The organism is Streptomyces bugieae, from assembly GCF_036352915.1.
GTDB classification, from domain to species: Bacteria; Actinomycetota; Actinomycetes; order Streptomycetales; family Streptomycetaceae; genus Streptomyces; species Streptomyces endophytica.
In genome coordinates, this window is the sequence record NZ_JAZBJP010000002.1 from 15,646 (window position 1) to 28,400 (window position 12,755).

Sequence of the window (12,755 nt, forward strand, 5' to 3'; positions counted from 1 at the left end):
CCGCGGCCTCGGGCGCCGCGTACGGGGGAACACGACGGCCGGGCCTCTACGAGAGCGCCGGGCCCTCGGACGTTTGTGAGGCGGAATCGGTGATACACAAGCGCCGCACCCCATAAGTCCGTTGAAGGCGTGTTTCGCCGCCCCGTGACGCGGGAATGTAGGCCGTAATTCGAACCGACGGGCTGCACATCCCACCTCGGGGTGAGCAGCCCGCGGCTCCCGCCCGGCTCGCGTTCGGCAGACCGCCACGCTGACCGATCTGTTCACCGGCCCGCCGGTCGCCGATCAGCCCGTCACCTTCACGACGGGTACCCACGTCCTGGGCACCGTTTCCACCGACGCCCAAGGCACGGCGCGGCTGGTCCCTAGCCGTATCGTGAAAGTGCGCCTTGCGCACTGACGAGGCCCCCGGTTCCCGAGCGGGACCGGGGGCCTCGCACGGTCCAGCGCATCTCGCGGTGGTCGGCGCGGTCCGATTCGCTTGCCTGAAGCCAGGCCGTCCGCGAGCACCGATGGCCAGGACCAGTCGCCGGCATTCTGTGACTTTCCGGCCGAACACTGGATGCACCTGCGCATCATGAACCCCATAGGGGCGTCGGTCTTCTCCGCCGTCCGGCTGCGGCCGGGGAGGAGGCCGAGCGCGGCTCCGGCTGCCGCACCGCCGCCCTGGCCATGGTCTTCAAGCACGCGAAGTCCACCCCCGTATCGGGCGGTCACCGCACAGGATCCGCGGCCAGGCAGACGTCCGGTTCCTGCCCTTTCGCGTTCCTCGTGGGTCAATTAAACATGCCTGTGGCACAGGATCGAGACGCCCGTTCCACCACCCTTACGTGTGCAGCGCAGTCCCTTACAGACCTCCCGCGACTGGCGGAGATCGGTGGTTTCTCCATGCCGTTTCTGCACGATCTGCTCACCACCCAGGCACGGACGGATCGGAACGGCATCGCCGCGCTCCACGGCGATGCCACCTTGACCTTCGGACAGGCCGAGACCGGTGCCGACCGGGTCGCGGCCGGACTGGCGTCCCTGGGCGTGCGGCCCGGTGACCGCGTGGGCCTGCACCTGACCCGGTCCCTCCACTTGTGGTCGGCCCTCTTCGGGCTGCTGCGCGCCGGCGCCGTCTGCGTGCCCGCCGACCCCGAGGATCCGGCCGAACGCCGCCGGACGATCCTGGAGTTCTCCCGCGCCCGCGTCCTCCTCACCGAACGCGCCCTCATCGGCGCGCCCTGCCCGCCCGGTGTGCGTGCGGTCGCCGTCGAGGACCTGCTCCACGAGGCCGCCGCACCGCTCGCCGCACCCGTGCACCTGGCCGACGACGCCCTCGCGTTCGTCTTCTACACCTCCGGCTCCACGGGCGTGCCCAAGGGCGTCATGCTCACCCACCGCGCCCTGCTCAGCGGACAGCAGTGGCTGCAGCGGACGTTCCCCCTGGAGCGCGGTGACCGGCAACTGCTGCGGACCACACTCAGCATCACCAACCTGGTGCGCGAGGTCTTCTGGCCCATGCTCGCCGGCGGCACCGCCGTGGTCGTCCCACCCGGTGAGCACAAGGATCCGGACCGCCTCGTCGAATGGCTCGACACCGGTCGCGTAACGACGTTGATGGTCGTGCCGGCCCTGCTCTCCGGCATGTTGGAGAACCCCCGCTTCGCCTCCCTCACCTCACTGAAGTACGTCTTCTGCAGCAGTGACGCGATGCCCGGGTCGCTCCCGGAGGCCTTCTTCTCCATCGGCCTCCCGGCCCGGCTGTTCAACGTCTACGGCCTCACCGAAGCGCTGTACGCCGGCTACTGGGAATGCCTGCCCGGCACCACGTACGACGGTTTCGTGCCGGTCGGAAGGCCGGCCGAACTCACGCCGCTGATCTTGGACGAGGACCTGCGGGCGGTTCCCGACGGCGAGAGCGGAGAGCTGTGCCTGACGGGCACCGGCATGGCCGAGGGCTACGACCGGTTGCCCGACCTCACCGAGGCGAAGTTCACCGACAGCCCGCACGGCCGGCTGTTTCGCACCGGCGACCTGGGCCGGCTGGCGGCCGACGGCCGCCTGGAGCTCCTCGGCCGCCTCGACGACCAGGTCAAGATCGCCGGCTACCGGGTGGAACTGGGCGAAGTGGAGGCCCGATTACGCCAGGTGCCAGGGGTCACCGCGGCCGTCGCGGTGGGTCGCCGAGGCGCGGGCGGCCACCAGCGCCTCGTCGCCTACCTCACCTGCGACGGCACACCCCCGACCGCGGCCGACATCCGGGCCCGCCTCGCCGGAGCGCTGCCCGACTACATGATCCCTGCCGCGTTCACGGTCGTCGACGCCATCCCGCTCACGCACAACGGCAAGGTGGACCGCCGGGCGCTGGCCGACCGGGACGGGATCCGACTGGAGCTGTCGGAGGAGTACCACCCGCCGCGCAACGAGCTCGAGCTGTACCTGTGTGAGCTGTGGGAGGAGGTGCTCTCCCTGCCGCGGGTCGGCATCCACGACGACTTCCTCGCGCTCGGCGGCGACTCCATCCAAGGCTTTCTCATCAGCGCGAAGGCCAATACCAAGGGCCTGGGGCTGAGCTCCACCCAGTTCTTCGCCACGCCCACGATCGCGGAGACCGCCGCCGCCGTCGAGGAACAGCGCCGTGGCCGGGGCGACTTCGACGGCGCATTCGTCGCCGGGCCGTTCACCGTGGCCGACGAGGACCTCAAGGTCGTCCGGCGGACCGCCGCCGACCCCGAAGGCGTCGCCACCGTGCACCCCGTCACCGAGATGCAGAAGGGCATGCTCTTCCACTCCCTGCTCGACCCCGACTCCGGCGTCTACGTCGAGCAGTTCCTCTACACCCTCCAAGGCGAGCTCGACCTCGACGCCTACCACCGGGCCTGGCAGGAGGTCGTCGACCGCCACGAGATCCTGCGGTCGTGGATCGCCGTCCAGGGCCTGGCAGAGCCCCTGCAGGTCGTCCAGCGGCAGGCCGCACTGGAGTGGACCGTCCTCGACTGGTCGAGCACGCCCGAGGCGCGGCACGGCGCCCTGCTGGACGCCCACCTCGCCGAGGACCGGCGCCGCGGCTTCGTCTACGAACAGGCCCCGCTGTTCAGGCTGGCCGTCATCCGCACCGGCGCCGGCCGGCACCGGCTCGTCATGAGCTACCACCATCTCATCCTGGACGTCTGGTCGCTCTTCCTGCTCCTGCGCGACTCCCTGGAGATCTACCACGCCCACCGCCGCGGCACCCCGCCCCGGCTGCCGGCCACCCGCCCCTTCCGCGACTACGTCGCGTTCGTCGGCGCCCAAGACCGCCATGCCTCACGGGACTACTGGAGCCGGCACCTCGCGGGCTTCGACGGGCCGACCACGATCGGCCGAACGGCGCGGCCCGGCCTGTCCGCCAGTCCCCAGGAGATGCACGCGGGCGCCGCCTACCCCGTCGGCGCGGACCTGACCGGCAGGCTCACGGCCTACGGACGGGCCCACCGGCTCACCCTCAATTCCCTCATCCAGGGCGCCTGGGCGACGGTGATCTCCGGGCTCAGCGGACGGCACGACGTGTGCTTCGGCATGACCATCACCCACCGGCCCGTCGGCCTTTCCCACATCGAGGACATGGCCGGCATCTTCGTCAACATCCTGCCGATGCGGCTCGCCCTCGACCCCGCGCGGCCCATCGCCGGATGGCTCCACGACGTCCAGCGCACCCAGGTCACCGCCCGGGCCCACGAGCACTACCCCCTGCCACTGATCCAGGAACGCCCCGACGTCCCCAGCGGCAGCCCGCTCTTCGAATCCCTGCTGATCTTCGAGAACATCCCCCACGGCATCGGCTGGGCCGGCCGCGACGGCATCACCGTCCGGCACGAGCGGAACCTCGGCTGGACCAACTACCCCCTCACGATCGGGGTGATGGCCGAGGGCGAGCTGACCTTCCAGGCCGAGTACGACCTCGCCCACTTCGACCAGGACACCGTCGACCGCGTCATGGGCGCGTTCCGCGACGTCTTGGAAGCCATCGCCGACGGCGGCGGCGAACCCCTCGGCAAACTCCTCGACCGCGTCGCCGGCACCCTGCCACCCCGCCCCGCACAGGAGGCGGCACCGCCAACCACCGTCCCCCGGACCACTCCCGGCGGGCCCGTCGTCCCACCGGGCACCCCGCACGAGGCCGCCCTGGCCGACATCTGGGCCACCGTCCTGCGCACCAGCAGCAACGCGGTGGACGTGCACACCCCGTTCCTGGAACTGGGCGGCAGCTCCTTGGCGGCGCTCAAGGTCGCCTCGCTCGCCCGCGCACAAGGATTCTCCTTCGCGCTGCGCGATCTGTTCACCCGCCAGGGCACCGTCCACCACCTCGCCGCCTCCCGCGCCGACCAGGAGGGCCGATCAGCGTGACCGTCACCTCCTTACGGCGGTACCCGCACCACAGGCTGCTCGGCGTCGGCTTCGGCCCGTCCCACCTGTCGCTCGCCGCCGTGTGCGACTCCACCCGTGCGCCTTCCGTACGCGCCCGCCTGCATTGCCTGGAAGTCCGGCCCGCCTTCAGCTGGCATCCCGACATGCTCCTGGACGGCACCCGGATGCAGATCGCCTTCCTCAAGGACCTCGTCAGTCCGCAGGACCCGACCAGCCCGTTCTCCTTCACCAACTACCTGGTCAGCAAGGGGCGACTCGAACAGTTCCTCAACCTCGGCACCCTGCACCCCACACGGCGCGAATACGCCGACTACTTCGGCTGGGCCGCCGACCGGCTCGCCCACCACGTCTCCTACGGCTACCTCGTGGAACGCATCCGGCCGGTCACCGCTACCGACGGGAGCGTCACCCACCTGGAGGTCGACTACCGCGACATCACCGGGGACAAGCACACCGTCACCGCCGACCACGTGTCCCTGGCACCCGGCGGCCGGCCCGTCGTTCCGACCGGAGTCGAGCGCGACGCCCTCGACAGTGGTGTCGTCTTCCACAGCAGCACTTTCCTGCCCAGCATCGACCGCTTCCACCAGCGCGGCCGCGACCTGCCGCACCGCTTCCTCGTCGTCGGAGCCGGCCAGAGCGCCGCCGAGGTCTTCCGCTACCTGGCCCGCGAGTTCCCCTACGCCGACGTCACCCTCGCCCACCGCGGGTTCGCCCTCACCCCCGCCAACAGCAGCCCGCTGGCCAACGAGATCTTCGACCCCGCGTCCGTCGACCTCTTCCACGCCGCCGACGCCACCCGCCGCCACACCATCCTGGCCGAACTGCGCACCACCAACTATGCGGCCGTCGACGACGAGGACATCCACGCCATCGCCGAGCTCCTCTACGACCAGCGCGTCCGCGGCGAGGAACGGCTGCGCCTGTGCCGGTTCACCGAACTCGCGGCCTGCCGGGCGGACGGCCCGACCGCCCTGGTCACCCTGCGCGCCCCCGCCGGCGGGCAGGCCCTCACCAGCCGGTTCGACGCCGTCGTCCTGGCCACCGGCTACGACTTCCGCGAAGCCGGTGACCTGCTGACCGGCCTCGAACCCGTGCTCCTGCGCGCCCCCGACGGCACCCTGCGCATCCGGCGTGACTACTCCGTGGAAACCACCGCGGAATGCCGGCCCAGCATCTTCCTGCACGGCGCCGCCGAGCACTCCCACGGTCTGAGCAGCACCCTGCTGTCCGTCCTCGCCCACCGGGCCGCCCGCATCCTCGACTCCGTCTTCGGCCCCCGGCCGGAGCCTGGCGGGGGCAGACAGCTTCCCCTCTCCGACGCCTTGGAAGGAGCCGACGCATGAGCAGCACCCCCATCCAGCGCCGAGCCGACGCCCCGACGACACAGGAGTACGGCTGCGACTTCCGTCGGATCCTGCCCTGGGGATCGACGGGCCCGTCCGACACCGGCATGGGCGTGTGCACCGTCGCCCCCGGCACCACCACCACGCCCCATTCCCACGCCGACCACGAGCACTTCTACGTCGTGAGCGGCACCGGTCTGCTCCACCTCGACGGTGAGAGCACGGCCATCGGCCCCGGCGACGCCTTCGTCGTCGACTCCCACCGGCGCCACCACTTCGAGAACACCTCCGCCGGGGAGGAACTGGAGATGGTGTCCGTGTGGTCCATGGGCTCCTTCGGAGCGGCCCCGTGACCGCCGACCGCGCGGAGCGCCCGCGCTCCTTCCTCGTCACCGCCACTCCCCCGACCACCAACGGCGACCTGCACCTCGGCCACCTCTCGGGCCCCTACCTCGCCGCCGACGTCTTCTGCCGGGCCCAGCGCATGCTGGGCCACACCGCCCTCTACGTCACGGGCGGCGACGACCACCAGAGCTACGTGGTGGCCACGGCGCGGCGGCTGGGCGTCGAACCCACCGACCTGGCCGCACGCTGCAACCGCGACATCCGTGAGACCCTCCACCTCGCCGACATCGCCGTCGACGCCTTCACCACCCCGGACGAGCCCTACCGCGCCCGGGTCCGCGACTTCTTCGCCCGTCTCCACCGCGCCGGCCGCCTCGCCCGGCGCACCTGGACCTTCCCCTACGACCCGGCGACCGGGCGCCACCTCCTCGAAGGGTTCGCCGCCGGGTACTGCCCCGCATGCCTCGCCGAGACCTGCGGCGCGATCTGCGAGACGTGCGGACACCCCAACGAGCCCGCCACGCTGCTGTATCAGACACCCACCGGCGCCGGGCAGGCCGTCACCGAACCTCGCGAGGCCGATGTCCTCGTGCTGCCCCTGGAGGACTACCGGGGCCGGTTCGAGGCCTTCTACGCACGCCACCGGTCCACCATGCGGCCGCACGTCCTGCGCTTCGTCGACGAGATGCTGGCCCGGCCGCTGCCCGACTTCCCCGTGAGCTACCCCGCCGACTGGGGCATCCCCGTCCCCGTCGACGGCTTCCCCGGCCAGGTCCTCAATGTCTGGGCCGAAATGCTGCCCGGCCTTACCCACATGGCCGCCACCGCCCGCGCCGGACTCGCCCCGGCCCGGCCGGCACCGGACGTCTGGGCCCGCGACTCCGGGTACGAACTGGTGCAGTTCCTCGGCTACGACAACACCTTCTACTTCGCCTTCGCCCATCTCGGCCTGGGCTTCGCCCACGGCGGCCTCATCGAACCGGCCGCGATCATCACCAACGAGTTCCTCCACCTGGAGGGCGCCAAGTTCTCCACCAGCCGGGGCCACCTCGTCTGGGCCCGCGACCTCGTCACCAAGCACGGCGCCGACGCCGTACGCTTCCACCTCGCCCTCGCCAACCCCGAACACCAACCCGCCGACTTCTCGGAGGCGGACTTCCTCACCACCGTCGACGCCCGGCTGCGACGGCCCCTCGCCGCGCTGCACACCGCCCTGGCCGGGTACGACCGGCCCGCCCCACCCGACCCGACGACCACCGAGATCCTCGGCCGCTACCGCGACCGCATGGTGCGCGCCTACAGCATGGAGACCTTCAGCCTCCGCCAGGCCGCCGAGACCACCGCCCACCTGCTCGGCCTGCTGGCCGGCCGCGCCAGCACCGACCCCACCCTCGCCCTGCACGGCCTGCGGGCCCTCGCCACATGGGCCGCGCCCCTGCTGCCCGGCCTCACCCGCGAGCTGCAGGAGCGCTACGGCACCACCGGGCACGGGGAGGTGCCCGCCCCGTGGTGACGTTCCTCCCCTCCCCGTCGCCGCCGGCCGCGCGGCACCCCGGGGCCACCGCGCTGTTCTGCCTGCCGGGTGCGGGCGCCTCGGCCGGCCTGTTCGCCGGCTGGGACGAGGACCTGCCCGCCACCGTCGAAGCCTTCGCCTTCGAACCACCCGGCCACGGCCTGCGCACGGACGAGGAACCCCACACCGACCTCGACGCCCTCCTCGCCGACCTCATGGACGCCGTCCGGCCCCACGCCGGGCGGCCCCTGGCACTCCTCGGCCACAGCTTCGGCGCCGTCCTCGCCTTCGAACTCGCCGTCCGCCTGGAGCGCGAGGGCGCGCCCGTCCGCCATGTCTTCCCCGTGGCCGCCCGTGCCGCGGCCGGGCGGACCGGCTCACCACCGGGGCGCGAGCCCACCGACGAGGAGCTCAGGGCCCGGCTGCGCACCCTCGGCGGCACGCCGGCACCCGTCCTCGACAACGAGGAGCTGTTCGAGCTCCTCCTGCCCGCCCTCCGGGCCGACTTCGCCCTCACCGACACCTATCGGCACCGCGCCGGAAACGTCCTCGACTGCCCGGTCACCGCCTTCGCCGGCGCGGACGACACCGTGGTGCCCTGGGCAGCGGTCCAGGCCTGGGGTGCCTGCACCCGCGGCCGTTTCACCGTCCACCGTCTGCCCGGCGGCCACTTCTTCCCGTTCTCGCACCGGTCGGCCCGCGCCGACCTCCTGCGCACCATCGCGGAGGAACTGGACCGCCGCCCCGGCACGGCCCCCGGCTGGCCCGACACCCCGGAGACCGAATGACCCCATCGCCCGACCAAGCCCCCGCCACCCGGCGGACCTCCGCGCGCGCCCACGACCGGGAGATCCTGCGCCTTGCCCTGCCGGCGTTCGGCGCGCTCGTGGCCGAACCCCTCTTCCTCCTCACCGACTCCGCCATCGTCGGGCACCTGGGCACCGCTCCCCTCGGCGGCCTCGGTGTCGCCGGGCAGGCGCTCGGCACCCTGGTGAACATCTGCATCTTCCTCGCCTATGGCACCACCGCCGCCGTCGCCCGACTCGTCGGCGCCGGCCGACTCGACCAGGCCATCCGCCAAGGGCTCGACGGCATCTGGCTGGCCGTCGGCATCGGCCTGCTCGTGATCCTCGCGGGCTGGCCACTGACCCCCGCCATCGTCGACGCCTTCGGCGCCTCCGCGGCCGTCACCCCGCACGCCGAGACGTACCTGCGCATCAGCCTCTTCGGCGTACCCGGCATGCTCGTGGCCCTGGCCAGCACCGGCGTACTGCGCGGGCTGCAGGACACCCGCACGCCCCTGGTCGTCTCCGTGGCCACCTTCGCGGGCAACGCCGCGCTCAACGCCACCTTCGTCTACGGCCTCCACTGGGGCATCGCCGGCTCCGCCTGGGGCACCGTAGTCGCCCAGACCGTCGGTGGCGCCGTCTACGTGGCCACGGTGCTGCGCGCCGCGCACCGCCACGGGACCCCGCTGCGCCCCGACCTGGCAGGGCTGCGCGCCGCCGCGACGGCCGGGGCGAACCTCGTCGTCCGTACGCTCACCCTGCGCGTCGTCCTGGTCGCCGGCACGGTCGTCGCCACGGCGATGGGTGACGATGAGATCGCCGCCTACCAAGTGGGTTTCCAGGTGTGGTGGTTCCTGGCACTGGCCCTCGACGCCATCGCCATCGCCGGGCAAGCGATCACCGGCCGGTGCCTGGGCGCCGGCGACGTGCCCGCGGCCCGTGCGGCGACCTGGCGGATGACCCAGTGGGGCATCGTCGCCGGCATAGGCGTCGGCCTCGCGCTCCTGGCCGTCCGCCCCTGGCTGCCCGCACTGTTCGGCGTGGAGCCGCACGTGCGGTCCCTCCTGCTGAGCACGCTCGCAGTGGTGGCCGTCCTCCAAGTCGTGGCAGGACCCGTGTTCGTGCTCGACGGGGTGCTGATCGGCGCCGGCGACATGCGCTTCCTCGCCGTGGCCGGCGTCCTGACCACCCTCGTCTTCCTCCCGGCGGCCGGCGCGGTCCGCCTGACCGGCGGCGGACTCGTGGCCCTGTGGCTCGCGATCGGCGTATGGATGCTCGCCCGCCTGGCGACCCTCGCCTGGCGGGCCCGCGGCGAGGCCTGGCTGGTGACGGGGGCGGTACGACGCTGAGCGACCGCCGCCGCACCTCGCCCGTGGCCCCGTTCCGCACGGGACGAAGTCCCCGGCTGGACGGGGGAACCCAGCCGGGGACTGATCTCGCGTATGCCCCTCCTCCTGGACGGAAAACCCGCTGTGCCTCCGCGTTCCTCCGGCGCAGTGGATCCCACCGCTCAGGCAGCGTCCGGTTGGTGATCGCACCGGAGCGCGTGCGGCCACGGTGTGAAGGTTCCGCCGCCGTGCTCCACCCACAGCCTTCTGCCGTGGGCGAGTACTCCGCGTGGGCGGAGCCCGGTCAGGCTCGCGGTCGTGTACGCGGCGCTCAGACTGCCCAGATCGTGGACGGTGCCGATCCTGAACAGGGACTGGGTCTCGGCGATGGCTTCGTGGTCACCTGCCCGGATGACCACGCGCAGATCGGGTGCGACTGCGCGTGCGGCGACAGCGACCGCGATGTTGTCCAGGTCGTCGGAGGCGACGGCGGCCATCGCCTGAGCGGTGTGGAGGCTGAGCTTGCGCAGTACGAACCTGTCGGTGGCGTCGGCGATGAGGACGGGAACGCCGAGGGCCTTGGCCAGGCGGAGGTTGGGGGCGGCCGGGTCGCGTTCGACCGCGATCACGCCGATGCCGAGGTCCTGCAACCGGGTGCACAGCCGCAGCCCCACCTGCCCGAGCCCGACGACCACCACGTGGCCCGCGCGGGGAAGGGCCCGCGGACCCACCATGCCGATCGAGCGGGGAGCGAGGAGGCGGTCGACCATACCGGCGGTGAAAACGGCCGTGAAGACGATGGTGACGAGCATGGCGAATGCGGCGAACAGCAGATAGGCGCTCGATCCGTGCGCGGACGCGGGGCCGACGGCGGCGACGGTTCGTACCGCTTCGAAGAAGGCCTCCACCGGTGGCCGGTGGTTGAGGGTCACCGCCCAGCTCCAGTCCGCGAGCAGCACGGCGAGAAGTCCGGCGAGACCGGTCAGCATGATGCGGGAGCTGCCGTCGTGGGGTCGAAGCTGTCCTCTGATCTTCCCCAGCCGGGCCCGGTACCGCAGGGAGCGCGGTGGCCGGTACGTCTCGAGGCACACGCCGTCCTTCTCCCAGCGGGCACCGACGTGGCCCGAGGATGTCCGGCTCAGGGCCAGCAGGTCCGGCTGGAGGCAGGCGGCCAGCAGGACCGGGGCGGCGACCTCGGCCGGCGAGGTGACCTGGCAGTTCGGGACCACGCGCACGAGCTGCTCGGCAACCGTCCGGTCGAAGACGGTCACCACCAGCTTGATGCCTGGACGGATGTGCTCGACGGCGAGGGCGTAGCGCAGGGACTCGACGTCGTCATCGAGCAGGATCGCCACCCCGGCGACCGCGCCTTCCGGCAGATCCTGAGCCAGCGCCCGGCGCAGATCCTCATCCGTGGGCTGTGCCAGGTGGCGCACCCGGTGTCCCGCCGATTGCAGGGCACCGCAGACCCGGCGCGCCTCATCGCTGCCGATCACGACGAAGTACCCCTGCGGTGCCGCGATTTCGCGTCGTGGGCCGCCCGCGGAATGCGGCGATGCGTCGGCCTCCTCGGTGGCGGCGCCGTCGAGGGATTGCTCAGAGATCGAAGGCACAGTCATCGGATCGGTAGGGGTCGCAGTCGAGGCAACGGGGGGACCGGCAGCCCGGACAGCTGGTGAGCAACCGGCCGCAGTGGCACCTGAGTTCGCTCGGATCCGCGGACCGGCCGCGCACCGCAGGCGTTCTCCCGGGCGCGAGGCCGTCCGGTCCGTGGTGGAGGGTGCCGGTGGGCGGCCGGACGGGCTGCCTGCCGTCAGCGTTCAAGGGTCTGCTCCCCTCGGATGGTGGTGCGGCACCCAAGGCCGGGACCGCCGGGGCCGACCGGCGCGGAACGCGGGGTGCGCCCGGCGCTGGATCTCGCGTATACCGACGGTAGGAGCGACCCGTTCCCGCGCACCATGAACAGACGCCACGCTCTGGGCGCCCGTGATTCAGACATCTGCTCAAACGCAGCGGCGGCAGCCGGACGCCAGGGCTCTCACCCTCGGTGGCACGGGCCCACAGCCGCCCCCCGAACGGCACGGGAATGCGACCACACCGCGCCGGGACGCCGTTCGGATCACCCAAGACGGCCCTTCAGGTGATTTCCGGATTCCTTACGAGCCGGGCAGCCGCCGCAGGGGTACGGCGTTCCAGCAAGCACGACCCTGCCCCCACGAGGAGACCGGCCATGTACGCAGCAGTCCGACGCTACGAAGGGGTGACCGACCCAGCCGCGGCCGGACGCATCGTCAGAGAAGGATTCGTACCGCTCATGCGCCAGGTCCCCGGCTTCGTGGCCTACTACTGGATCGACGCCGGGAACGGCGTCATGGTCTCCATCAGCATCTTCCACGACCAGGCCGGCGCCGAACAATCAGTCTCCACCGCGGCGGAATTCGTGCGCGACAACCTCGCGACGCTGATGCCCAACCCACCCCAGGTCACGGCCGGAGAGGTCGTGGCCTCGGCACACTGACCGACCGCCTGCACCACGAGGACGTACCCGGTCCTCCGCCGGGCCAAGGTAGCTCCACAGCCGGTTCGGGGCCCTGGGGCGAGGAGGTCAGGTGTTGCTCTCCGGCGCACCGGAGCACGGCGCCGGACGCAAGAGCAGGACCGCGCCCCCGATGAGGGCCAGAACGACGATCTCGATGACCGCCTGCACCGGCAGACCGGCGACGTACATGTCCGGCTTGTCGAACTGCGGGTCGAAGTAAGCGGCACCCGGGTAGAAGATGGCCACCGCCTGGCTGACCCAGTACAGGGCGGCCAGGACGACCGCGGCACGCAGGTGGGAACGTGCATCGCCCCGGCGGCGCCAGACGAAGTACAGCGTGGTCAGGCCGAGGAGCGTACCCATGGCCATCGTCTGACCATTGTGGAACTTGGCGTGTGCGGGCCAGAGCGGATTCAGTACGTGCGTTTCGTTCCAGTCGGCGACGTAGGGCGAAACACCGGTGAACACGGCGACCAGCGAGAGCATCACCTTGCCGATCACGGT

At 71.8% G+C, this 12,755-nt stretch carries 9 protein-coding genes; 7 read left to right on the forward strand and 2 right to left on the reverse strand.

Annotated features, from left to right (window positions below; all coding sequences use genetic code 11):
- Nucleotides 1-888 precede the first annotated feature (888 nt).
- The 6 genes from V2J85_RS05255 to V2J85_RS05280 are packed head-to-tail and all read left to right on the forward strand — an operon-like array spanning nt 889 to nt 9,733.
- The gene (locus V2J85_RS05255; protein ID WP_261958065.1) at nt 889-4,371 is read left to right on the forward strand and encodes an amino acid adenylation domain-containing protein; all 3,483 of its coding nucleotides are present in this window, start codon (nt 889-891) and stop codon (nt 4,369-4,371) included.
- Entirely contained in the window at nt 4,368-5,738 is a 1,371-nt protein-coding gene (locus V2J85_RS05260; protein ID WP_330820769.1) for a lysine N(6)-hydroxylase/L-ornithine N(5)-oxygenase family protein, read from the forward strand. The genes V2J85_RS05255 and V2J85_RS05260 overlap by 4 nt, the downstream gene beginning before the upstream one ends.
- Nucleotides 5,735-6,091 carry a cupin domain-containing protein gene (locus tag V2J85_RS05265; RefSeq protein WP_330820770.1) on the forward strand — a complete coding sequence of 119 codons (357 nt, stop codon included), beginning with the start codon at nt 5,735-5,737 and terminating at the stop codon, nt 6,089-6,091. The genes V2J85_RS05260 and V2J85_RS05265 overlap by 4 nt, the downstream gene beginning before the upstream one ends.
- The gene (locus V2J85_RS05270; RefSeq protein ID WP_330820771.1) at nt 6,088-7,596 is read left to right on the forward strand and encodes a class I tRNA ligase family protein; all 1,509 of its coding nucleotides are present in this window, start codon (nt 6,088-6,090) and stop codon (nt 7,594-7,596) included. Before V2J85_RS05265 ends, V2J85_RS05270 begins: the two co-directional genes overlap by 4 nt.
- Nucleotides 7,590-8,384, forward strand: coding sequence for a thioesterase II family protein (locus V2J85_RS05275; protein WP_261958061.1), 795 nt, complete (start codon nt 7,590-7,592; stop codon nt 8,382-8,384). The genes V2J85_RS05270 and V2J85_RS05275 overlap by 7 nt, the downstream gene beginning before the upstream one ends.
- Entirely contained in the window at nt 8,381-9,733 is a 1,353-nt protein-coding gene (locus V2J85_RS05280; RefSeq protein WP_261958060.1) for an MATE family efflux transporter, read from the forward strand. The genes V2J85_RS05275 and V2J85_RS05280 overlap by 4 nt, the downstream gene beginning before the upstream one ends.
- 161 nt (nt 9,734-9,894) lie before the next feature.
- On the opposite strand, the gene V2J85_RS05285 is transcribed toward V2J85_RS05280, so the two are convergent.
- Nucleotides 9,895-11,325, reverse strand: coding sequence for an NAD-binding protein (locus V2J85_RS05285; RefSeq protein ID WP_330820772.1), 1,431 nt, complete (start codon nt 11,323-11,325; stop codon nt 9,895-9,897).
- Between the two features lie 617 nt (nt 11,326-11,942).
- Between V2J85_RS05285 and V2J85_RS05290 the strand changes: the two genes are divergently transcribed.
- Entirely contained in the window at nt 11,943-12,230 is a 288-nt protein-coding gene (locus tag V2J85_RS05290; protein ID WP_261958058.1) for a hypothetical protein, read from the forward strand.
- 87 nt (nt 12,231-12,317) lie between these two features.
- Here the strand turns inward: V2J85_RS05290 and V2J85_RS05295 are convergent, their stop codons facing one another.
- Nucleotides 12,318-12,752, reverse strand: coding sequence for a DUF6640 family protein (locus V2J85_RS05295; RefSeq protein WP_261958057.1), 435 nt, complete (start codon nt 12,750-12,752; stop codon nt 12,318-12,320).
- Between the last annotated feature and the right edge of the window lie 3 nt (nt 12,753-12,755).